This is a genomic window from Pseudoalteromonas sp. PSi26 (genome assembly GCF_054960575.1).
The window spans coordinates 42,508-64,633 of the sequence record NZ_JBHNYT010000001.1 but is presented as its reverse complement, the minus strand read 5'-3'; the positions used below and the strand labels follow the sequence as shown (position 1 = coordinate 64,633).

23 protein-coding genes and 3 pseudogenes are annotated in these 22,126 nt (G+C 36.7%); 18 read left to right on the top strand and 8 right to left on the bottom strand.

All coding sequences use genetic code 11. From position 1 onward, the window contains the following. The first annotated feature begins 235 nt into the window (after positions 1–235). The 6 genes from ACFI34_RS00330 to ACFI34_RS00305 all read left to right on the top strand — a co-directional run bounded on the left by ACFI34_RS00330 (position 236) and on the right by ACFI34_RS00305 (position 3,213). The gene (locus ACFI34_RS00330) at positions 236–547 is read left to right on the top strand and encodes a hypothetical protein (protein WP_203983499.1); all 312 of its coding nucleotides are present in this window, start codon (positions 236–238) and stop codon (positions 545–547) included. 215 nt (positions 548–762) lie between these two features. Beyond that, entirely contained in the window at positions 763–1,053 is a 291-nt protein-coding gene (locus ACFI34_RS00325) for a hypothetical protein (protein ID WP_462671979.1), read from the top strand. A 17-nt stretch (positions 1,054–1,070) separates the two neighbouring features. Further along, a complete protein-coding gene (locus ACFI34_RS00320; RefSeq protein ID WP_462671978.1) occupies positions 1,071–1,619 on the top strand; it encodes a GNAT family N-acetyltransferase in 549 nt (182 codons plus the stop codon). A gap of 66 nt (positions 1,620–1,685) precedes the next feature. Next, the gene (locus tag ACFI34_RS00315) at positions 1,686–2,489 is read left to right on the top strand and encodes an alpha/beta hydrolase (RefSeq protein WP_462671977.1); all 804 of its coding nucleotides are present in this window, start codon (positions 1,686–1,688) and stop codon (positions 2,487–2,489) included. A gap of 74 nt (positions 2,490–2,563) precedes the next feature. Continuing rightward, a complete protein-coding gene (locus tag ACFI34_RS00310; protein ID WP_462671976.1) occupies positions 2,564–2,797 on the top strand; it encodes a hypothetical protein in 234 nt (77 codons plus the stop codon). A 128-nt stretch (positions 2,798–2,925) separates the two neighbouring features. After that, entirely contained in the window at positions 2,926–3,213 is a 288-nt protein-coding gene (locus tag ACFI34_RS00305) for a DUF6419 family natural product biosynthesis protein (protein ID WP_462671975.1), read from the top strand. 214 nt (positions 3,214–3,427) lie between these two features. Here ACFI34_RS00305 and ACFI34_RS00300 read toward each other — a convergent pair. Next, positions 3,428–4,046 (bottom strand): annotated as a pseudogene (locus tag ACFI34_RS00300) (acetyl-CoA C-acyltransferase); the annotation flags it as partial. Positions 4,047–4,306: 260 nt separating this feature from the next. On the opposite strand from ACFI34_RS00300, the gene ACFI34_RS00295 reads away from it, so the two are divergent. The 4 genes from ACFI34_RS00295 (at position 4,307) to ACFI34_RS00280 (ending at position 7,643) form a co-directional block, all read left to right on the top strand. Continuing rightward, positions 4,307–4,903: a cold shock domain-containing protein gene (locus tag ACFI34_RS00295; protein ID WP_462671974.1), complete on the top strand. Its 597-nt coding sequence runs from the start codon at positions 4,307–4,309 to the stop codon at positions 4,901–4,903. Positions 4,904–5,199: 296 nt separating this feature from the next. After that, positions 5,200–7,035 (top strand): ATP-dependent nuclease, encoded by a 1,836-nt coding sequence (locus ACFI34_RS00290; RefSeq protein WP_462671973.1) that lies wholly within the window; start codon positions 5,200–5,202, stop codon positions 7,033–7,035. 240 nt (positions 7,036–7,275) lie between these two features. Continuing rightward, complete coding sequence (locus tag ACFI34_RS00285; protein WP_462671972.1) at positions 7,276–7,464, top strand: hypothetical protein; 189 nt, start codon at positions 7,276–7,278, stop codon at positions 7,462–7,464. After that, entirely contained in the window at positions 7,464–7,643 is a 180-nt protein-coding gene (locus ACFI34_RS00280) for a hypothetical protein (protein WP_058428877.1), read from the top strand. Before ACFI34_RS00285 ends, ACFI34_RS00280 begins: the two co-directional genes overlap by 1 nt. A gap of 291 nt (positions 7,644–7,934) precedes the next feature. Here the strand turns inward: ACFI34_RS00280 and ACFI34_RS00275 are convergent, their stop codons facing one another. Then, positions 7,935–8,537 carry a thiamine biosynthesis protein ThiC gene (locus tag ACFI34_RS00275; protein WP_462671971.1) on the bottom strand — a complete coding sequence of 201 codons (603 nt, stop codon included), beginning with the start codon at positions 8,535–8,537 and terminating at the stop codon, positions 7,935–7,937. 196 nt (positions 8,538–8,733) lie between these two features. Continuing rightward, a complete protein-coding gene (locus tag ACFI34_RS00270; RefSeq protein WP_462671970.1) occupies positions 8,734–9,438 on the bottom strand; it encodes a metal-dependent hydrolase in 705 nt (234 codons plus the stop codon). Positions 9,439–9,624: 186 nt separating this feature from the next. Between ACFI34_RS00270 and ACFI34_RS00265 the strand changes: the two are divergent. Further along, positions 9,625–11,448, top strand: a pseudogene (locus ACFI34_RS00265) (TonB-dependent siderophore receptor); the annotation flags it as partial. 76 nt (positions 11,449–11,524) lie between these two features. Here ACFI34_RS00265 and ACFI34_RS00260 read toward each other — a convergent pair. The 3 genes from ACFI34_RS00260 to msrA form a co-directional block, all read right to left on the bottom strand. After that, on the bottom strand, positions 11,525–12,166 hold the full coding sequence (locus tag ACFI34_RS00260; RefSeq protein ID WP_462671969.1) for a 2OG-Fe(II) oxygenase family protein: 642 nt from the start codon (positions 12,164–12,166) through the stop codon (positions 11,525–11,527). Positions 12,167–12,205: 39 nt separating this feature from the next. Then, positions 12,206–12,388, bottom strand: a complete 183-nt coding sequence (locus ACFI34_RS00255) for a hypothetical protein (RefSeq protein WP_462671968.1) — start codon at positions 12,386–12,388, stop codon at positions 12,206–12,208. 230 nt (positions 12,389–12,618) lie between these two features. Next, a complete protein-coding gene (gene msrA / locus ACFI34_RS00250) occupies positions 12,619–13,218 on the bottom strand; it encodes a peptide-methionine (S)-S-oxide reductase MsrA (RefSeq protein ID WP_462671967.1) in 600 nt (199 codons plus the stop codon). A 226-nt stretch (positions 13,219–13,444) separates the two neighbouring features. Between msrA and ACFI34_RS00245 the strand changes: the two genes are divergently transcribed. Further along, a complete protein-coding gene (locus tag ACFI34_RS00245; protein ID WP_276756666.1) occupies positions 13,445–13,639 on the top strand; it encodes a CPXCG motif-containing cysteine-rich protein in 195 nt (64 codons plus the stop codon). Between the two features lie 57 nt (positions 13,640–13,696). Here the strand turns inward: ACFI34_RS00245 and ACFI34_RS00240 are convergent, their stop codons facing one another. Then, on the bottom strand, positions 13,697–13,897 hold the full coding sequence (locus ACFI34_RS00240; protein ID WP_006792973.1) for a hypothetical protein: 201 nt from the start codon (positions 13,895–13,897) through the stop codon (positions 13,697–13,699). A gap of 91 nt (positions 13,898–13,988) precedes the next feature. Here ACFI34_RS00240 and ACFI34_RS00235 point away from each other — a divergent pair, with 91 nt between their 5' ends. Together ACFI34_RS00235 and ACFI34_RS00230 are read left to right on the top strand one after the other, a co-directional pair. Then, positions 13,989–14,477, top strand: coding sequence for a GNAT family N-acetyltransferase (locus ACFI34_RS00235; RefSeq protein WP_462671966.1), 489 nt, complete (start codon positions 13,989–13,991; stop codon positions 14,475–14,477). Positions 14,478–14,492: 15 nt separating this feature from the next. Then, positions 14,493–15,374 (top strand): alpha/beta hydrolase, encoded by an 882-nt coding sequence (locus tag ACFI34_RS00230; protein ID WP_462671965.1) that lies wholly within the window; start codon positions 14,493–14,495, stop codon positions 15,372–15,374. Between the two features lie 188 nt (positions 15,375–15,562). Here the strand turns inward: ACFI34_RS00230 and ACFI34_RS00225 are convergent. Next, positions 15,563–16,769, bottom strand: a pseudogene (locus tag ACFI34_RS00225) (porin). 518 nt (positions 16,770–17,287) lie between these two features. On the opposite strand from ACFI34_RS00225, the gene ACFI34_RS00220 reads away from it, so the two are divergent. The 4 genes from ACFI34_RS00220 (at position 17,288) to ACFI34_RS00205 (ending at position 22,096) form a co-directional block, all read left to right on the top strand. Beyond that, positions 17,288–18,877, top strand: coding sequence for an ABC-F family ATPase (locus ACFI34_RS00220; protein WP_462672198.1), 1,590 nt, complete (start codon positions 17,288–17,290; stop codon positions 18,875–18,877). A gap of 205 nt (positions 18,878–19,082) precedes the next feature. Continuing rightward, positions 19,083–19,565: a 5-(carboxyamino)imidazole ribonucleotide mutase gene (gene purE / locus ACFI34_RS00215; protein WP_462671964.1), complete on the top strand. Its 483-nt coding sequence runs from the start codon at positions 19,083–19,085 to the stop codon at positions 19,563–19,565. 2 nt (positions 19,566–19,567) lie between these two features. Beyond that, on the top strand, positions 19,568–20,716 hold the full coding sequence (locus tag ACFI34_RS00210) for a 5-(carboxyamino)imidazole ribonucleotide synthase (RefSeq protein WP_462671963.1): 1,149 nt from the start codon (positions 19,568–19,570) through the stop codon (positions 20,714–20,716). Between the two features lie 219 nt (positions 20,717–20,935). Next, entirely contained in the window at positions 20,936–22,096 is a 1,161-nt protein-coding gene (locus ACFI34_RS00205; protein ID WP_462671962.1) for an endonuclease/exonuclease/phosphatase family protein, read from the top strand. Positions 22,097–22,126 lie beyond the last annotated feature (30 nt).

Genomic DNA, 22,126 nt, shown 5'->3' with positions numbered 1-22,126 from the left:
CGACTTTTTATATTCTATTAGACACGCACTCTTCAAAACAATTACAGGAAAGCAAATCACGTCATTCTGTTTACAATCAATGCTTTTAACCTAAGCTAGCCAAAAGAGAGCAAATAAGTCATTTGCTTTAAGCCAAGTATTAATATTAACTAATAAATAGTTACAAATTAAAGTTGGTTTTATTAGCGTAAGTCATTTAGTTTATGGATTAAAATTTTATGTAAGAAGGATTTTTATGAGTAATTTATCTACTAGAGAAAAAGTAGCGTTTACGCTATGTATTAGTTTTGCTTTTTTATTATTAATTAGCGGCATTTACGATTTTTGGATTATCGAATTTAATGCACAAGATTTATTAATGAGTATTGGGGCATTCTTATTGCTACTTAGTTTAGCGTTAATACCGAAAATATTTTTCTTACCTTTTACTGATATTTTTAAATCAAAAGAAACACCATCTATAGGTATTCCCAAAGTACAGCAATGTATTATGTTTTCAGGTGCATTGCTATGCGCATTTGGATTTGCATTGAGGTTGTTTTTTTAATAAATGTGAAACCTAAACTTACCGTATAAGTTAAAGGCTTAATGATTATATAAAGTTTACTGCTAGATATAATAGTATGTGCTTTAGCTTATGCTTGATTACTCGTCGTTAATTACTAAATAGAGGGGTTAGCTATAAACATATTACATCTAGATGGCGCGGCTGGTTTTAGCGTGGGTGTATTGTTGTTTGCTTAATTAGAGCAGGTTTCGGTTTTGTATAACCTACCAGTAAATATTGTAATTTTACTTGCCAGTGCCAATGTTATCTATGGGATTTACGCTTTAACCCTTGCTTTTTTAGTCACTAAGCCTGTTTACTCAATCACTGTATTGGCAATAGCTAACGCGGTATGGGTATGGATATGCATTTTAATTGCTTTATATTATGTACAAACAGCAAGTTTAATTGGCGTTGTGTTTATTATATTAGAAGCTGTATTTGTGAGCATTTTGGCATATTACGAATTCAAATTTAGATTTGTATTAACAAACGCACAATTATAAGCATAAATAGGAATGAAATGGATTTTCCAATATTAAAGACCCCCCGCATTCTGCTTGACCAAGTAACCGCAGCAGATTCTAAGGCCCTGTTTGAGCTTTTTTCAAACCAGTCGGTTATAAAATATTACGATTTAGAAGCAATGACTGAATTAACCCAAGCGAGCAATTTAATCACGTTATTTAATGCTCGTTTTAGTGAAAATTTAGGAATACGCTGGGCTATTCGGTTAAAAAAATCTAATAAACTGATTGGTACTTGTGGGTTTAACTCATGGAACGCCAAAATGCAAAGTGCTGTTATTGGTTATGATTTACACCCCGATTATTGGGGGAAAGGGTATGTAACAGACGCAGTAAATTGTATTGTAAAAACAGCTTTTGAAGGTAAATTACCGTGTAGCATACACCGAATACAAGCCGATACAGTTTTAGGTAATGCCGCGTCTGAGGCGGTATTATTAAAAGTAGGTTTTAAAGAAGAGGGTATAAGGCGCCAAAGTGGCTATTGGAAAAACCAATTTCACGATCTTAAATGCTTTGGGTTGTTAAAAACAGAGTATATGTAAATGTTTAGGTGTCTCATAGAAGCTCAGTAAGGAACTCATATTAAGATTTTTTTAAAGCTATCGTTATTGCTGCTTATTGTATATTTTACGGTTATTTTAATTTCTCTTAGATTTTATTTATCTGACTTTATTTTTAAAAATATAGAGCATTCGCAAACAAGTGAAACACAAAGATACTCAATAAAACATGGAAATAATGAATTAATCATTCGCCATTATAAGCCTGAATTAGCAAAATATTGTGCGATATTTTTTCCTGGAAGGTCTGGCAATATTAGTCGATATGAAAAAGAAATATTTAAACATGCATTAGCCCGCAATATTTCAATATTTGCCATTTCATTTCCAGGTTATGACGGGGCCGAAGGCAAATCTAGTTACAAAACTGTGCTGACAACAGGTAAAACAGCCCTAGAGTATATAAACGATAGTACAAGCTGCAAAATATCAGAGTCTGTATTTATTGCTCGCTCGCTAGGGGCTATGGTTGCTGTAAAACTTGCAGAATATAATAAGCCTAAAGGGTTTTTACTTGATTCAGTCGCTGTCTCTTTGTCATCAGTGATTGGCAATCACTTTAAAAATAATCCTTATTTATGGCTTGGTTCACTATTACCATTAGCAAATATTATGGAGTACGACCCTAAGCTTTCAGAATCCATGGATTTCTTAACATATGCACCTGTTGTTATATTTCAAGGAGAGCACGATACATTAACACCCTATAAAGATATACATGTACTCTCTGAGCGTTTCAACAACATTGAATTAGTCAAAGTAATTAATGGTTCACATAGTGATGCACATACAAAGGAAATTGAATTGTATATTAATAAGTTAGAGGATTTGTTATTGCTCAAAAACGAGTAGCTTTTTAAAATACAGACAGCCTAAATGCTAATTTATTTAAAAGTTACATTTAAAGCAATACAAAGGAAATTTTTATGAAAGACATTAAACGTATTTGGTTTTGGTGTACGCTAGTTGTGTGCCCATTATTAATAATGTTAGGTGTAGCGACTTTTGCACAGTTATTAGGGGAGTATTTGTATTCGCCGCAATATAGCTTTTCTTCGCTATCTAGCTTTCAAATTGTGTTTATAGCTGGTGGAATTTGTGCATTTTCTATATTTTTAATCACAATAAAAGAAGCCAAAATACGCTTTTTTGCAAAATGAGTTCGTTAACATTAGAAATTGCGGATGTTAAGCAGACCCGGCAAAGTTAATTTGGTTTAATCCTCTTTTAATTACTTGGATTAAACGCCACTTATCATTGAGGTTATTATGTTTAAAATAATAATTGGATGTGCTGTTATATTTTCATTCGTTTGCATGTTACTCGCCGTTGCACCATTTACACCTGCGATTTTAGGTTCATTTATTATGCTGTTGTTTGCAGGGGGATAGGGTACAAAGGCTACCTGCAATCAACTTTGATATTATTGTTAATTAATACGCTGGCAGTTATTGGCAGCCCAGCTATAAATAGTGGTAACACCAATGCATTACTGTTTTTACCGACTTTATTTATAGTCTCATTTGGCGGTATTTTTGGAGGGGTTAGAAAGTTAACTTTAAAACATGTTTTGTAGATGAGATTGGCACATATTTTATAGCTAACGTATATGTTTAAAAAGCGCTTATTTTCTTTGTGAAAAAAGGTTAAAAGGGGTTTCCACAAACAGATATGCAAGAAGTGGTATACGCAAAATATAGCCCATACGTTTTTACCTCCTCTATAAGCAAAGCGCTTCTAAACTCTCTTTGTGAACAAACTTTTATAATTAAACCTAATGAGGCCTAAAATTAAAGCGCTTCAAAAATGGCTGCTATGCCTTGCCCGCCGCCAATGCACATAGTAACTAGCCCAAATTTACCGTTAATGCGTTTTAGTTCGTATAAGCATTTTGTTGATAAAATAGCGCCTGTTGCGCCAACCGGGTGACCTAGCGCTATGGCGCCGCCATTCGGGTTCACCTTATGTGCAGGAAAGTTTAACTCGTTTGATACGCATAAGGCTTGCGCTGCAAAGGCCTCATTAGACTCAATTATATCAATGTCGTCGATTGTTAAGCCCGTTTTTTCAAATACTTGCTGTACAGCGGGAATAGGTCCTGTTCCCATTAATGAGGGTTCAACACCAGCACGAGAATAGCCAATAAGTCGTCCAATAGGGTGAAGCCCTTGTTCGTGGGCTTTTTGTTCAGACATAAGTACTAGCATAGCTGCGCCATCGTTTATACCTGAAGATGAAGCAGCTGTTACTGTGCCATTTTCTTTAAAGTAGGGCTTAAGTGTGGCAAGTTTTTCGGCTGTATTATCGGTACGGACATGTTCGTCGGTGTCAAAAAACGTGCGTGCCTTTACGCGATTTAATTTCGGTTGGCACTATTTGAAAATTAAAGTGGCCATTTTCAATCGCTTCGCAAAAGTTAGCAGTAGTAGAATAAAAGACAAATGGCCGTAATTTATAAAATAAAACAGGCTATTTTATTGCTGCATTTTAAACCTCAAAGCTCGGTATTTTCCTTATACGGTTAAATGTTTTGCACACCAATTTGAGTATTTAAATTAACCTAATATGAATATTTGGTTGCGTGGTAACAATTAAGGAACGTATACTAACGACTCTTAACTTTTAAATGGAATTTGCGTAATCGCAGCTTAATCAGCAAAGGTAAATGCATGAACAAAGGACTGTTAAAAGCGTGGAATGACGAAAAGGGCTTTGGTTTTATTAAATCAGACACCCTAGCGCACGACACCTTTATACACATTTCAGCGCTCAAACACATGAGTCGCAAGCCTAAAGTGGGCGACACCCTTTATTTTGAAGTGGCTACACAGCCCGATGGTAAAACCAAAGCCATTAATTGCCGGATAGAAGGCGTAGCTGCGCCTAAAGTCACGCCTAAAAAATCAAACCATCATCGTGTTGCTAAATCTAATTTTACTGATAGTTTTTTAGGCAAAGTAGCCTCAATTAGTATTATCGCCGTACTTGGCTTTGTCGCAGTAAATAAATACAGCCATTATAAAAGTAACGAGCAATTTAATAACAACACACCTGTTATTACCAACGCCGATTTAGCCACCTTTGACGAGCAATATCCAAAAATCGTTATTCCAAAAAACACACAAAACTTTACCTGCGATGGCAGGCAGCACTGCAGCCAAATGACTTCCCGTGCAGAGGCGGTATTTTTCATAAATAAATGCCCGAATACAAACATGGATGGCGATAGAGATGGCGACCCGTGTGAGAGGGATTCACGATTATAAAGGCTAGGGTAGCTATACGCTTTTTAGTTAAAGGTTAGGTTGAAAAAAAGAATTAGTTACTGTGTATAAATACAAAAATTTAAGTTTTGTCCGATACATTATTAAAAGACGTTATGGGGTTAAATAACAAAGGCTACTAAGTAGAAGCTGTAATTCTCGGTTTATAAAAGATTTGTTTGGTCTAATTATCGAACAACGTAATATACGCTACTTTAAGGTTTTATAAACCACCAAAGTAGATTCAATAAGCTGTTAACAGTTTTTCAAGTTCAAAATAGTAATCAGGCAATGGAATTATGATTCGTTTAATTAATATTAAAAATTTTAGATCAATACAAACGCAAGTAGCATCGATTGAAGAAATAACAACTTTTGTTGGTCAAAATGACGCAGGGAAGTCCAATATATTACGAGGGTTAAATTTATTTTTTAATGGTGAAACAGATCATAAAACTGAATATAACTTTAAATCCGACTTTAATATTAACGCTAAGACTTATAAGCAAAGAGCTAAAGAAGTAATTATAGAATTAGGCCTCAAACTACCTAAATCATATAGAAGAGAAGGTTTACCAGAGACTGTTTATTGGAAAAAAGTATGGCGGGAAAGCGGTGAGCATACTGACGGTGAAGAAATAAAATATTGTGTAATCAAAAACAATCGATTTACTAAAAAGCAAGATTTTCCAGCAAGAAGTAAAATAAAGTCACTATTGGAAAACATCAACTTTATATATGTACCAGCAATTAAAGATAAGTATTTCTTTATTGATTTGCAAGGTAAGATCTATGATGTGTTATCACAAATAGCAGAAAGTGAGCTTCACTCATCAGCAAATAGCTTTGAAGACAAAATTAAAAATGAATTTACCGAATTATTATCTGCTATTGATAGCACCTTCAAAAACCGTAACTCAATATCCTTGCCTCAAAACTTAAGAAGTATATTTGAAACTCTAGAGTTTAATTCAAATAATATCCCCTTATCTCGAAGAGGTGACGGTGTAAAAATAAGACATATACCCGCAATGTTGAGGTTTATTGGTGACAAAAGTGGTAATCGCCATAAGACATTAATCACACCACAGATCTGGGGGTTCGAAGAGCCCGAAAATAATGTAGAGTTTTCATCTTGTTTCGCGCTCAATAAACAGTTTATTGATGCCGCAAAAAATAATGTACAGGTCATTTTAACTACTCATTCACCTGCTATTTATAATATTGGACAAGGTATTGAAAATGACTCAAATTTAAAATCTGCCCGCTTTCATGTTAGTAAAGATGAAAGTTCAGGGGATACAACATTAAATATCATTGATGACGACAATCTTCACCAAAAATTGGGCTTTATGCCATTGATTGCACCTATTATTGCGGAACAAGAAAAGTTATGGATTGATGAAAAAGAAAAGCAGAAAAGCATAATTGATAGCCTTGAGTTAGAATTGAAAAATGACAAAAAACATAGATTATTTGTAGAGGGAAAGTCTGATGAGGGGATATTTTCTAAGGTGATAGAAGTTTATTTTCCTGAATTATCAGATTTACTTCATTTTGATTTAAAAGGGAATAATTGTGCAAACTCCGCAACAGACAAAGCTAAAGCATTCCATTTGATTCAAAAGCATAATAAAGAAGTCCATAAACTAAAGGGGGCTTTGATTTTAGATAATGATCCCGCAGGCAATGAATGCAAAGCAGTTATTGATGAGTTTTTAAAAGATAGCAAATCAAATACTATAAAGGTTAGTTTAATTCCTAAACCACCACAGGTTTATAATCTAGTCAAAAAAGGTTTTAATGTGGTCGCTGACTTGGAATCATGTTTACCAGAACCCATCTGGAAGCATGCATTAGAGAGTGGGTGGTTAGAAGAAAAAACACCTCAAGCTCTTAAGTTCACAAAAAATAAAATGACAGACTTATTTAATAAAGGTCATTGCCCCAACGAATTTATTAAAATGCAAACAAACTTTGAGCAGCTATTAATTAATTACAAATTTACTATACAAGGTAAAGAAAACCTAAGTAAATACATTAAATCTCAACGAGTTGAATTGCTATTAGAAAATTCAACTTTGTCTTGTTTTGAACCTCTTTTCAAAAATATTAAAGAGTTTATAGAAAAGTAACGTGTAATAATAGCCAACGGGGTCTAGCCAACGGGGTCAAATCTTGACTTTACACATCAATAAAGCGGATGGACAGGTCTTTTTGCCTTTTTTAAGAACAGAATAAACGAGATAACCACCCTTAACTTGCTCATAAGAAAGAGAAATTGAGGGGGCTAAAACGAAATTTGATAATAAAAAGGTGATAGTTAAACAATAAACTTTTCGCTTTTTCCACCACCAATACTAAAGGAGAACTTTGTGGTAATAATAGAAGTAATAATTGCATTAGCAATTTGGTTTGCAAGTGGACATGCAATAAGTAAAATTTATTTTAAGGCTGGATTTAAAGACACGCCAATATTTGTTTTTTGGATTCCGGCATTGAACTTGGCATTTTTGTTTTATTTAGCTTTCTCAGAATGGCCTAGATTTAAGGGGAATGTATAATGGGTTTTATTATAGCTATCGCAATTTGGGCATTGATAGCGTTTGCAGGTTGGCGTGTATTTACTAGAGCTGGTTTTAAAGGCTCGATGGGTTTTCTTTTTTTAGTTCCTATAGTTAATTTTATAGCATTGTTATATTTAGCTCATAAAGATTGGCCTATTGAGAATGCACAAAATTAGTAAGAGCTTAAAGAATAAGTAATTCATAAGTCGGTAAAGATTGTGATATAAGCTATTTATACCCTCTAAAAGCGTAGCGCCTCATACCCTCTTTGTGAATTAGTCTTTAGATTATGAAGAAGGCATTAACTTGGGATACGCTAGGCGCTGGCTTTAAGGCCAAAGAGGGGAGCTCTAAATAATTAAGATGGCTGTCACATTAAACGTAAAACATCGGCGGATTAGCACTCTAATACACGCCGATGTTTATTACTTATTTAAGTAACTGCCTTACTAAAAAGGCATTAAACCTTAGTCAGTTTTACGGTTAAGGCTAATTAAACAGATTGCTAAAAGTAATGTTGCAATCATACCTGAAGCGCCAGCAACGCCTGATGGTAGAAATCCATCACGGCCAAAAATAATTAATAAAGCATTGGCAAGCATTGCAACACCGCCTGCAAGGGCTGTAAGGCTACCAATGGCTTTGCCACCTTTAGCAATAAAAGATAGGCCAAATACAAGGGCTGCTAAGCCTAATAATAATTTAGCTGCGTAGTAAATCATGAATGATAAAGACACTACACCACCAATTAATGGTTGTGCGCCTTCTACTGCGCCCGCTACTTTTCCAAATGTTGAAAATAAAGTTAGGCCAATACTTACTTGTATTATGTTAAGAACAGCGCTAAATGTGATTGCCGACCAGCCTAGTTGAGAATTTTTTGCTTGCAGCATAGCTGCACCTGCAAATGCAACAAGTACTGTGAACAGCACCGCTTCTAGACCCCATGCATACTGCCTTGAAAAGCTAATTCCGCCACTATAAAGCGCTGTAAAAATAGCCTGTGTTATAGCTAACGCCAACAATAAAGATGCTGCAATTAGGGTAGTGCGTTTATTCGTAAATTCCATTAAGGACCTCTTATAATTTATATTTGACGCTTTAAATGATGCAAAAGCTTTCGAACTTGCAGGTATAAGACAGGTGAAACTATTTAATTATTTCGTTTAAAATTATAAAAATATTTTGTATCAAGTAGTGGCAAGTAATTTAGCAATGTTATAACTAGTTAAAGTTAATAACATTGCAAACTGCGCTATTACTAAACTAACTAGATAAAAACCTAAAATGAGACCAGTTACTCAAGGCCGATATAGTTTGCGCTGTAGGTGGGGCAACATAAATTAAACATGTAATAGCTATAATCGAAGCCAATGTAATTAATTTATTATCAAATTCAGCCACTTTTAGTGCCGATCCAAATGACCGTTTAATTTCCACATTACTTAAATCGACGCTGTAAATTTCATCGAGCAAAAAATGAATGAACCCACCTAGTAAAATAAACCCACCTGTTAACCAGGCAAAAGTTGCCGCATAAAGGATTGATTGGTCATTCAATTGCCAGGTTACTTGAGTTGTTAACAAGGCGCATAACAGTATAAATAATAAAGAGTGGCAGCTACCTCTGTGTACTGTGACCCACTCAAAAATGGGCCTAATAATATATTTCATAAATCCATACACTAACAGCGGCACTACAACTAACTCGACAAAACTAATTTGGATGATTAGCTCGGTGGTTATGTAATGCATTACTATTAATACAGTACTTAGCGCAAATAAGTTAAAAATAGTATCGAGTGATGTGGAGTTATCAGAGTCTATGTCGGGTAATAAGCCGCCAATGGTGCCTAAAAACCACAACCAAAGTGCGCCGTTTAAATCAATGTGATCTGCAGATAAAAGAGTGGCTGAGCTTAACCCGGTGATGATAACAGCAGTATTTAGATGAGTATTGAAGTTTGCCATTGTATATCTAGATAGGAAAATAGGTTTGCATTTTAGCAATTGGAAACTTAATTATTCAATACACTTAAGAGCACCTTATTTTTTTAACTCGTCACAAAAGGCAACATTTCCGCGGCCTGTTTCTTTTACCTGGTAGAGCATTTTGTCAGCGTTGAACATCAATTCAAGTATTTCATTGCCATCGTTAGGGGCCACTTTGGTGGGCTTTGGAATAGCTTTTCGTTACGTGGATTTGTAGGTGACGAAAACCTGCCAAGTAACTACTTAGTAAATGGCTTTAATGCAGGACGGTGTTTTGGAGGCTCACGTGATTTGTCGGGTATTGAGTAGGTTGAGGTTTTAAAAGGCCCGCGCGCTGCTTTATTTGGCCGTGGTGAACCAGGTGGTACCGTAAACCTAGTGACTAAACGCCCAACGTTTGACACCGCTGGCGAAATTAAACTCTCTGTAGGTAGTTTTGATACTTACCGCGCCGATGTTGATTACACTACAGCGCTTAACGACGATGTAGCCATTGGATTGGTTGGTTTTTACGAAGACGCCGAAAGCTTTAGAGATACCATCAAAACCACTAAACAAGGCTTTAGCCCATCAATAGTGTGGAATATTAATCATAACAGCCAACTAATATACGAGCTTGAATATACCGACCAAGAAGTACCGTTTGATAGAAGTGTATTAGCCATAGATGGTGAGCTTGGTCTTATAGCTGAAAGTCGCTTTTTAGGTGAGCCGGGCGATGGCCCAATTGAAGCCGATGTATTGGGGCACCAGTTAGAGTATATTCATGACTTTGATGATAACTAGAGCATTTTATTTGGTGCAAACTACCGCGATACTTCTTTAGAAGGGTTTGCAACCGAAACCGGTTTTGGTGGTGTAGTAAATGGCGAAGTAAACCGCTTTAGACGCTATCGGGATTACGATTCTAGTTATCAAGTACTGAGAGCTGAAGTGGGCGGTAACGTTAACGTGGCAGGCTTTGAAAATCGTTTAATAATCGGAATAGATGCCGATAAATTTGAAAATGATCAATTTGCACTGCGTATACGTGGCGATCAATACATTATTGTATTTAACCCTGTTTAAGGCGCGTACGCATTACCAACGCCTACATCAAATACTGATCGCATAGAAATTCAAGAATCGGTAGGGATATTCATTCAAGATCAAATAAGCCTAACTGATAAGTTAGATATACGTATTGGTGCACGTTTTGATGATTTTGAGCAGCGCTTAAATAACCGCCTAGCTAACACCAAAACTAAACAAACGCAGTCACGCGTGAGCCCGCAGTTTGGTGTGGTTTATGAAGCAAGCGATTATGTATCTGTTTATGGTGCTTATGGCGAAAACTTCCGTCCGCTTTCGGGTGCCGATGCCAATGGCGATGGTTTTGAGCCAAACCAATCTACATCTGCTGAGGTGGGTGTTAATTTTACATTAAACGATGGCGCTTTATTTGGTACTGTTGCCGTGTTTAAAGTAGAGCAAGACAACATGCTTGTTGTAGATGACCCAACCGCGTTTACTTACGCAGCCATTGGTAAAGCACAAAGTAAAGGGATAGAAATAGACCTAACGGGTGAGCTTACCGATACGCTTGAAGTTTGGGCGTCGTATGCGTACGTTGATGCAACAATCGAAAACTCATTTTTTGATGCTAACTTTGGCTACACAGTAGAAGCGAGCATCACTATTAAACGTGCCAAAGCAACAGCTTAGCTTACAGTTAGTGCAATCAACAACGCTTTACGGTAAAGCCTTAAGTTTGGTGGTGGTTTATTACATGTGGGCAAGCGTAACGGCTTTTTTGGTACCGACTTTGAACTACCAATCTACACAACAGCCCGTGCTTTTGTATATTACGATGTAACAGACGCGATTGGAATTACGGCTGAGGTAAACAACCTGTTTGATGAAACGTATTACACAAACTCGTTTGCCGATGCGTGGGTACAACCTGGTACACCAAGAAACGTTAAGTTTTCTGCATCATATAAATTTTAAATTTACGTAAGATATACAATGAGAAGGCTGCTTTTGATGGCATCCTTTTATACAGTTAGTTTCTCTTTCAATAGTATTAAATACTAAAAGGGTACATAACCGTCAGGTATTGATTGTGACGTTGGCAACGCTCTTTTGCATCTATATGATTACGGTGTGCATTATGGGCTGGTAAGCGGCCTCGGTCACCAAATAACCACATTACAAAATTTGTTCTATCACCTGTTAGGATAGGTTTGGCAGCATGAGCAACATTGCCTCTGTGTATCATTGCACAACTCGGTTTAAAACTGAGCTGAGTAACTTTACCTGTTTGTTGGTCATAAAAGTCGAGTTCTGATCCTGTAAATTTTTCTTCAGGTAAATTTAAATTAATATTTAACGTGACTGCTGACGCATCGGTATGTGGGCGAATAGACGCATCTGTGTTGGGATCGTAGTAAATAGAAAGCTCAAATGTTTGCGTGTCATAACCCATAATCTCAGGGAACAATAAGCGCGAAATTGGTCTCATATAATTGTTTAAGACCTCGTTGTAAAATGCCTGAAAATTTGGCACTGCTAAATAACCACTTGAACGCTTATCAAGCATTACGCCACGTCTGTTTAATACAATTCCGTATGGTGGACGCATAGGGATACCAGAGCTCCACACTTGCTCAAGGTAACCGCGTAAATCATATAGACGCTCTGGGTCAAAAAATTGAAACTCGTACACATCTGCTGCTACTTCTTTAAGAAGCGATTTTACCAAATGTTATTTAGTAGGATCTTGCCAAGCTTTAGTAATCGCTTCTCGTAAATTTTTATCAAGCAAAGAATCATCGAGTGTAAAAGCTGATTGATTAAGTTCGCTTAGTTCCCACTCACTCCAAGCATTTGTTATTAATTCGTTAATGTTTGACCAAAACTGTTGAACTGAATGCTCACGATTTAACATAGCTTGACGTGTTGGTAAATCAAGTGCTCTGGCTGTTGTAATTGATTAGTTTTCATATTGTGTCACTCCAGTTATTGAATACAGGTTTAACAATCTAGGAGTCTATTTTATTGGTGTAATTAAAATTAATAAATAACACTTAAAAGTAAACGGTATATATAAAAAATTAATAATAGAGGAGCGTTAGCTTGAAAGGCTACACAAAATGCAGCCTGATTTAACAGCAGCTATTAATGGGTGACTCTGTCGCCCCATATATCTTCAAGACGGCTGTCACGACCACATCGCCAACGATATGTGTTGTAGCGAATAGGATTATTTTTATAATAATCCTGATGGTAGCTTTCTTTTCCTTTAATGGGATAAAAGGTGGAGGCGTTTAGTATAGGCGTTACTACTGTTTGATTAGGAAACTCATTCACAACGGTCTGTTTGGTTTGTTCAGCTATTTTACGTTCTTGCTCGTTAGCTACAAAAATTGCGCTTAAATAACTTGGCCCTTTATCACAAAATTGGCCTTTGGGATCAAAGGGATCAATATTTACCCAATAGTGATCAAGTATACCTTTGTAGCTGACTACTTGCGGGTCGTAAGTAATTTGTACTGCCTCGTAATGGCCTTTGTGGTTACCACTGTAGGTTGGGTTTTTAAGCTTACCGCCTGTAAAGCCTGATATTACATCTTTTACACCTTCAAGCTTTTCAAAGTCGCTTTCCATACACCAAAAACACCCACCGGCTAAAACCGCTTTTTCGGTTTTAGCAGCATGAGTAAAAGTGCTAAATAAAATTGCGGCAGATGTTAATGCAAGCGTAAGTGATTTTTTCATATAATAATCTACCTCTTGTATGAGTTTAAATACATATCCTTTATAGCTAGACCTGCTAACTGTTATTACTATTTCATTGCTTTAGCAGGCTAGGTGCTAAGTAATGTACGTAATACTTTGTAATCAAAGCCACATTTCTAGTGAGTAACCCATAAAACGCAATGTTGTATTATTAAAGCGTGTTTATTAAAGTGAAAACATTGATGAATAAATTAGCAGGTGTTAAATGAACCAGTTAACCGAAAAATCGATAAGTTGCCCATATTGTGGCGAAAGCATTGAAGTATTACTTGATGCGGCTGATATTGATGAACAATATATAGAAGACTGCCAAGTATGCTGTAAACCAATTACATTTGTCGTATTTGAACATGATGATGATTTGAACGTAAACGTTTACGATGAAGACGATACATTTTAAATTGGGGCAAATTATAAAAAAGGCTGCATAACTGCAGCCTTTTTTATTGATGGAGCGTTAGCTATTTTGTTCTCGAGCTAGCTGGTTAGGGAGTAGCTCTTCAATAATTTCACGTGCTGGTAATGTGTAACGGGTACCATCAAACATAACTGAGGTAAATTCGTTAATGTTAGTGATTCCGGTTAAGGTCCAACCTTCACCACGTTTAGGGCAGTAAACTGTTGTTGTTGGTTGTATCACTTTAAAGTCGTCACTCATGCTTGGCTGCTCTTAATTTAATGCTTGTTAATACGTAATGGTAAGTTAATAATACGCGTTCATAAAGTGCTATTTAATTTTGTATTACTACATGTATAAAAATTTGGCTACACCTCGTGTCACGCTTCGGTTAATATCCCATAAAGATGCTGCCAGTATGCATGCTATTTTAAGTAATCCTCTTGTTAGCCAGTTTAATGACTACACTACACCCCTTAGCAAAAGTGATATTAAACAATTAATACAAAATGATATTAGCGGCTATTATGAGGGAGAAGTTATACGCTTTACGATTACCCATAATACCTTCAATAAAGTAATTGGTAGTTGTGGTCTGTATAAAATTAATAAAGAAGCAAGGACTGCATTTTTAGGTTTTGAATTAGATCCTGAATTTTGGCAACAAGGCTACATGAAAGAAACGCTGGTAACTTTAATCCCAAAACTTGTTATGCATTATGAGTTAATAACGCTTTACGCAGAGGTTAACAAAGCTAATACAGCTTCGTGCAAGTTGCTTGAGGGACTTGGCTTTATTAATAACGAAAATATTTGGTTTTGTAGTCTTAAAAATAATTAGTAAAAAGAGAGATACATGTCTTTAAAAATTAATAAAAACTATCTAATTAACCTCGTATTAGCAGTCATTACGTTAAGCTTACTTATTTTAGGCGGCCGCTACTACAATCATTATGTATCGGCTTATACAGACATTACACTTGATTCAAAAATTTTAAATGAATCACGTAAGGTATTTATTAGGCTACCCGTTAACTACGATACCAATAAAGTATATTCGTTAATAATAAAAACCGATGGTAACTTTAACCTAGATACGTGGAATGAAACATTAGCGTCACTCTCAAATAAAGCACAGGTCGAGCAAGCTATATTAGTATCAATCCCTAACTTGTTTTTTACGGCTACTCGAAATCGTGATTTGGTACCTCCTTATGCTCGCCAAGACGTTAATATCCAAGCGCCTGCAACAAACAATATAGAACCCAACGGAGAAGCAGATAAGTTTTTACAGTTTATAGAGTTAGAATTATTACCTTATTTGACTAATCGATTTAAATTAAACAATAACCGTATTTTAAGTGGGTTTTCTGCTGGTGGCAGTTTTGTGCTTTATACACTTCATACTAAACCGGATTTGTTTAATGGCTATTTTGCGTTTAGTCCTGCTGCCTGGTATGACGATATGACGGTAGTAAACAAAGTTGACTCGTTTTTAAAGTTGTCGAATAAAAGGTTCAAAAAGCCAACGTATTTATTTTTATCGGTAGGTGAGGAAGAGCATCCGCTTATGTTAGAGGCGTATAATAATTTAGAGCAAGCATTAAAGGCCAGCCCTAACGAGCACTTAAAGTGGGAATCTATTATTAATCCCAATGCTGAACATAACGATAATCCACGACTTAGTGTTGCAGATGCGTTAGGTGGATATCAAAAGTTTTTAAATGAGAGGCCCTAATATATTGCTAAACCAAACGTTGTAAACATATATACAGGTTTGCTTTAAGGAGCTTTATGTAAACCCTCGTAAAGAACACATCATACTAAATATGGTAAAAGATAATCTAATCAGGTGATTATATATGAGTAATAATAAGCAAGAGTGAGGTTACCTAAGACACTAGAGCGCGAAAGGGTAATTGCTTTCTACAATTGATATCTAAATCCAAATGCAAAGCCGTCATCTTCCGAAAGTTCCATTTGTGCTTGCTGATCTTTATCATTGCTTTCAAAATCACTAAAATCTTTACGTGCTTCTATATACGCAATTGTGTCTTCGTCAATTAAATAATGAACACCAATAACAGCAAATTGACGTTTAACTACATCGTTCGGATCGGTATTAAAGTTTGGCTGAGTTACGAAATCATCGCCTGCATCAAATACGTTGTAGGCAATAAAAGGGCGAACATCGTTATCAAAGCGATACGATGCAAATGTTTATATACCTATTGCGTCTTTAATTAAGCGACCAAGATTATCGGTGTCATGATTTTTGTTATTATTAATATTAGCTGCAACATAAAGACCTTATTGATCTACGCGACCCCACATAATGCCTGTACCGTATATTAGGTCTTCAACATTTTGTGTGGTGCCATCACCGTAAGTTAAATCAAACTCGCCTCTGTTTACACCGGCTGTAAGCGTTATCATATTAGTAAGGGTATAAGTAACCGAAGCACCAAAGGTGTAGTTAAATTCTACTTGTTGGGAAGCTGTATCGCCTGCATTCCAAAGCGTTTCGTATTCTTGTTCTGTAATGGCACTAACGTCACAGGTATAAAACTCGCTGTTTTTGAGCTGTGCTTGCAGTGTAAAACTGAAGTCATTGTAGCTACTACGATATTGAATAAGTTTATCGCCTCGGCCCGTACCGTTTACTGCGCCATCGTCTCTGTTATAGGTATAAACACCAGCTGCATTACCATCCCATACAAAGCTGTTATTTGTGCCATAAACAACGTCGTACCATGCACCCCATTGCTTACCAATCGTAATTTGGCCGTATTTATCATGCGAGAGGCCGGCATAACCTAAACGGTTATTAAAAATCCATCCTGAATTGATTCAAAGCTATTGTTGTAAATAATATCGCTACTACCTACAGGGTTTACTCCCCATTCAACAAGTCCTAAGGCTTTCCAGCCGTGCTTAAGTTTTCGGTCAATTTTAAAATTTATACGGGATGTACCGTTCACGACTTCAGTTTGGTTTTGCGTATTTATAACTCTTACGTCTATAAACCACCCACACTCATTGAATTGCGCTCGTCCGTGTATATGTTTACTTCAGAGAACACGCAAGGGCAAACCATTATTGCTATTAGCATTGATGTTAGTTTCAATTTCATTGTGTGTTTCCTTGTGTGCGATGTGGTCAATCATAAGTGCAGGGCACACTAGCAAACACCTTTGTTTGTCAAAAGTGAAAAAACATCATCGAAATTTTTTACATAATAGGTAGACATTCATGCTGAGTTAATTGTGTTTTTAAGCTGTTATGAATGTGTATTTTTATAGTAAATACACAAGTAGTTTAATAATTTACAACCTTAAATACATTTAATTATTGTGATGATTTTTCAAGTTATCTATTAATTATGTTTCTAGTATAAAAACTCTAATTCTTATGTTTTTCAATTAAATAGCCTAACTTTACTTAATTTTTAAAAATTTATATGAGCATGGCTATGTAAACTTAGATTTAAAATTAACAATGAGGTAAATACCAAAATAAAATAAGAAATCTATACCCTTAATCATTAAGTTTTGGTGCTTGGTAAGTTTGATTTGTGATAGAAAAATAGGCCATTTTGGTTTAAACTGCGCGCAATTTAAATACATCCTGTCTCCCTTGGAGGGTAGCGCTATTATTAGTACAGCTAACATCACCATGCAATTTGGTGCTAAACCGTTATTTGAAAATATCTCAGCAAAATTTGGCGAAGGAAACCGTTACGGTTTAATTGGTGCAAATGGTTGTGGTAAATCAACATTTATGAAAATACTCAGTGGTGAACTAGAGCCTTCTTCGGGTAACGTAAGCACTGATCCAAATGAGCGTGTTGCTAAACTAAATCAAGACCAGTTTGCTTACGAAGAATACTCTGTAATTGATACTGTGATAATGGGTCACAAAGAGTTATGGGCTATTAAACAAGAACGTGATCGTATTTATTCTTTACCTGAAATGAGTGAAGAAGACGGTATGAAAGTAGCTGATCTTGAAACTGAATTTGCTGAAATGGATGGTTACTCAGCCGAGTCTAAAGCGGGTGAGCTGTTACTAGGTGTTGGTATTGCTACTGAGCAGCACTATGGTCCTATGTCTGAAATTGCACCGGGTTTTAAACTGCGAGTGTTACTTGCACAGGTTCTGTTTTCTGACCCTGATATTATGCTACTTGATGAGCCTACCAATAACTTGGACATTTACACTATCAAGTGGTTAGAAGATGTATTGAATCAGCGTGATTGTACTATGATCATCATCTCGCATGACCGTCACTTCTTAAACTCTGTGTGTACACACATGGCCGACATAGATTACGGTGAGTTACGTATTTATCCTGGTAACTACGACGAATACATGTTTGCAGCAACGCAAGCACGTGAACGCCTATTAAGTGAAAATGCAAAGAAGAAAAGTCAAATTGCCGAGCTCCAGCAGTTTGTATCACGCTTCTCGGCTAATGCTTCAAAAGCTAAGCAAGCCACATCGCGTGCTAAGCGTATCGATAAAATTCAGTTAGACGAAGTAAAAGCGTCATCTCGTCAAACACCGTTTATTCGTTTTGACCAAGAAAAACAGCTGTTCCGTAACGCACTAGAAATGACAAGTATTAGTCAAGGCTTTGAAGACAATACTCTATTCTCAGGCCTTGAAGGTTTAGTCGAAGTTGGCGAACGTATTGCCATAATTGGTGAAAACGGCGTGGGTAAAACAACGTTGCTTAACACATTAGCAGGTAAACTTACCCCACAGGCAGGTGATTTTAAGTGGTCTGAAAACGCTAACATTGGCTACTATGCGCAAGACCACGCTGACGAGTTTGAAAAAGACATGAACTTGTTTGAGTGGATGGAGCAATGGCAACAAGAAGGCGACGATGAGCAAGTTGTTCGTAGCTTTTTAGGTCGTATGTTGTTCTCACAGAATGATATTAAAAAGTCGGTAAAAGTAATATCAGGTGGTGAGCAAGGCCGTATGTTGTTTGGCAAAATTATGATGCATAAACCAAACATACTTTTAATGGATGAGCCAACCAACCACATGGATATGGAATCGATTGAAGCACTAAACTTAGCCCTTGAAGCATATGAAGGTACTTTACTTTTTGTATCGCATGACCGCCAGTTTGTCTCTTCTGTTGCAACCCGTATATGGGAAATTAAAGACGGTAAAATAATCGACTTTAGAGGTAATTACTCTGAGTACCTAGCAAGTAAAGAAGCGTAATTACGTTGTAATTTCAGATTTACAAAAAGCCATGTTTAACATGGCTTTTTTTCTTTTTGTTTCATGTTTATTATTTATAAAAAATTAGCCGTTAATCATCATTTAATATCATTCGAACCTCGCAAATTAAACGTGTTTGGGTATAATACCCGCCTAAAACCGGACATAAGTCCGCTATTTTAAAATACATTACTGAGGAGTATTTATGACTGTTGGCATTATTATGGGTTCTAAGTCAGATTGGCCAACCATGGAACACGCTGCACTGATGCTAGAGCAGTTTGGTATTAAGTACGAAACCAAAGTTGTATCTGCACACCGTACTCCTCAATTACTTGCTGATTATGCAAGCTCTGCTGCAGAACGTGGCATAAAAGTTATTATTGCCGGCGCAGGTGGCGCAGCCCATTTACCGGGTATGGCGGCGGCTTTTACATCTGTTCCTGTTTTAGGCGTTCCTGTGAAATCAAAGGCATTAAATGGTGTTGATTCTCTATTGTCAATTTGCCAAATGCCAAAAGGGGTAGCAGTAGGTACCTTAGCAATTGGTGAACCAGGCGCTGCAAACGCAGGCTTATTAGCTGCACAAATTTTAGGGTGCCATAACCCTGAGATTTTTGAAAAAATCGAAGCATTTCGTAAAAATCAAACTGACACAATATTAGCCAACCCAAACCCTGCAGAGTAACAATGAATATTTTAATTTTAGGTGCAGGACAACTTGCACGTATGATGAGCCTTGCAGGCGCACCGCTTAATTTGAATGTAGTTGCCTACGATGTGGGAACTAAACAAATTAAGCACCCGCTAACGGGTGAAATTTACACTACTACACTTGAACAAGCTATTAGCGACGCTGATGCAATCACGGCAGAATTTGAGCACATTCCTGATGATGTATTAACGCTATGCTGCAACAGTAATAAGTTTTATCCGGGTAAAGCCGCGATTAAAACGGGTGGCGATAGAGCACTAGAAAAAGCGTTACTTAATAAAACAGGGGTTGAATGCGCGCCTTATCAGTTAATTACAGAAAAAGTACATTTGGAGTTGGCCGCTAAAAACCTGGGTAAGCCACTTGTTATAAAAACTTGCCAAGCAGGGTACGATGGTAAAGGGCAGTGGCGTTTAAAATCTGATGATCAAATAGAACAAATTTGGTCTGAAATGGCTGAGTTTATAGCATCGGGAACACAAGATGCACCGCATACCATTATAGCTGAAAAAATGATCCCGTTTGATCGAGAAGTGTCGATTATTGGCGCAAGAGATAAGCACGGTAATGTTGCAATTTATCCATTAACAGAAAACGAGCACACCAATGGTGTGTTAACACTGTCGGTTGCGGGTAAAAATAACCAAAATGTTGAAGCTCAAGCAAACGATGCATTTACAAAAATTGCTAACGAACTTAACTATGTGGGTGTATTAGCCATAGAGTTTTTTGATGTAATGGGCACGCTATTAGTTAATGAAATTGCACCGCGTGTACATAACTCAGGTCATTGGACTCAGCAAGGTTGTCATTGTTCGCAATTTGAAAATCATATGCGTGCCGTTGCAGGTTTACCACTTGGTAATACTGAGCTTAAACATATTACAGCTATGATCAATGTACTAGGACAAGCAAGCATCCCTGCTGAGGTGCTTACATTACCCGACGTGACAAGTCATTGGTACGGTAAAACGGCTAAGCCAGGTCGTAAAATGGGTCATATTAATGTATCGGCTCACAATATGAATGACCTGTCAGACAAGTTAAGCCATTTAACTGATTATTTACCTGAACATGATTACCCTGGTATTTTAAAAACGGCAGAAAAACTAATTTTAGGCTAGGGGCCTCGAGCAGGACGGATAAGCCTTTTCTCAGTTAAATAAGCAAGACGCTTTATGCCGCGCTTATCGAGAACTGTAGGTTAAACACCTCGAGCCAAAATTAAATTGCACCCTAATTAAAAAATGCTGAGTTTACTCGGCATTTTTTGTCTGTAAAAAAACAAAAACGCACTACATTATGAAATAATCAGGCTAACTCTTTCAAAGGTGAATTTATAAATGAAATTAAAACTAATTTATGGCGCGCTATTAACCACGTTTTTGAGTGTCAATATTCATGCGACAGAGTCTATTCGTGTCGCCACATTTAATGTCAGTATGGATGCTACAAATTACACTGCCAAAGGCGAGCCTATTAAAAGTGATACCTTAGTCAAAGCGCTTACCTCAAATACACAGCAAATTAAAAATATCGCTGAAATTATTCAGCGCGTTCGCCCAGATATTATTTTACTTAACGAGTTTGACTTTGTTCCTAAAGAACAAGGTATTGATTACTTTAAAACACATTACTTAAACGTAGGCCAAAACCAGCAAACCGCCATTGATTACCCTTATTCTTATATAGCACCCGTTAATACAGGCCTTGCGACAGAGTTTGACCTAGATAACGATGGTAAAAAAAGTAAAGTAATGGGTGATGCCCAAGGCTTTGGCTTTTTTGAAGGGCATTATGGGATGGCCATACTATCTAAATACCCAATAGATTTTGACAAAATCAGAACGCTTCAAACCTTTAAATACAAAGATATGCCTAATGCAAAAATGCCGTTAATGCCAAAAACAGGCGAGAATTGGTATAACGCTCAAGAGTGGCAAGCGTTTAGGTTAAGTTCTAAATCGTTTTGGGATGTCCCGGTTGTTATTGATAATAAAGCAGTGCATATATTGGCGTCTCACCCTACGCCTCCTGTGTTTGACGGCGAAGAAGATAGAAATGGTAAACGTAATCATGACGAAATTAGATTAATTGCCGACTACGTAGCCAATGCAGACTACCTATATGATGATAATGGCAAAAAAGGAGGGCTAGAGGCTCAGTCGCGTTTTGTTATTTTAGGGGATTTAAACGCAGCACCAGAAGGTGATAAATCGCGTTTAGAAACAACAGATCAATTGCTAAAAAATCCATTAATTAATGCACAGTTTGTACCTAAAAGTGCAGGCGCTAAACAGCAATATGAACTTGCCTATTCACAACACTTTACTGCCAATTGGCAAGCACGAGTAGACTATGTATTACCATCGACCTACGGGTTAGAAATAAAAGATGGCGGTGTATTTTGGCCCGTTGAATCAAGCGAACAATATCGCTTAATTAAAGATAGAAGTGCATCAAGCGATCATCGCCTAGTTTGGCTAGATTTAGTGATTAAATAATTAAGCCTTAAGTAAACTGAGCTTTACCCT

Coding starts and splice junctions, on each gene's coding strand:
- ACFI34_RS00235 (WP_462671966.1), top strand. CDS start 13,989: ATGTATAAAAATTTGGCTACACCTCGTGTCACGCTTCGGTTAATATCC.
- ACFI34_RS00255 (WP_462671968.1), bottom strand. CDS start 12,388: ATGTTAAATCGTGAGCATTCAGTTCAACAGTTTTGGTCAAACATTAAC.
- ACFI34_RS00210 (WP_462671963.1), top strand. CDS start 19,568: ATGAATATTTTAATTTTAGGTGCAGGACAACTTGCACGTATGATGAGC.
- ACFI34_RS00205 (WP_462671962.1), top strand. CDS start 20,936: ATGAAATTAAAACTAATTTATGGCGCGCTATTAACCACGTTTTTGAGT.
- ACFI34_RS00245 (WP_276756666.1), top strand. CDS start 13,445: ATGAACCAGTTAACCGAAAAATCGATAAGTTGCCCATATTGTGGCGAA.
- ACFI34_RS00240 (WP_006792973.1), bottom strand. CDS start 13,897: ATGAGTGACGACTTTAAAGTGATACAACCAACAACAACAGTTTACTGC.
- ACFI34_RS00295 (WP_462671974.1), top strand. CDS start 4,307: ATGAACAAAGGACTGTTAAAAGCGTGGAATGACGAAAAGGGCTTTGGT.
- ACFI34_RS00270 (WP_462671970.1), bottom strand. CDS start 9,438: ATGGCAAACTTCAATACTCATCTAAATACTGCTGTTATCATCACCGGG.
- ACFI34_RS00305 (WP_462671975.1), top strand. CDS start 2,926: ATGTGCTGTTATATTTTCATTCGTTTGCATGTTACTCGCCGTTGCACC.
- ACFI34_RS00310 (WP_462671976.1), top strand. CDS start 2,564: ATGAAAGACATTAAACGTATTTGGTTTTGGTGTACGCTAGTTGTGTGC.
- ACFI34_RS00290 (WP_462671973.1), top strand. CDS start 5,200: ATGATTCGTTTAATTAATATTAAAAATTTTAGATCAATACAAACGCAA.
- purE (WP_462671964.1), top strand. CDS start 19,083: ATGACTGTTGGCATTATTATGGGTTCTAAGTCAGATTGGCCAACCATG.
- ACFI34_RS00275 (WP_462671971.1), bottom strand. CDS start 8,537: ATGGAATTTACGAATAAACGCACTACCCTAATTGCAGCATCTTTATTG.
- msrA (WP_462671967.1), bottom strand. CDS start 13,218: ATGAAAAAATCACTTACGCTTGCATTAACATCTGCCGCAATTTTATTT.
- ACFI34_RS00330 (WP_203983499.1), top strand. CDS start 236: ATGAGTAATTTATCTACTAGAGAAAAAGTAGCGTTTACGCTATGTATT.
- ACFI34_RS00320 (WP_462671978.1), top strand. CDS start 1,071: ATGGATTTTCCAATATTAAAGACCCCCCGCATTCTGCTTGACCAAGTA.
- ACFI34_RS00280 (WP_058428877.1), top strand. CDS start 7,464: ATGGGTTTTATTATAGCTATCGCAATTTGGGCATTGATAGCGTTTGCA.
- ACFI34_RS00230 (WP_462671965.1), top strand. CDS start 14,493: ATGTCTTTAAAAATTAATAAAAACTATCTAATTAACCTCGTATTAGCA.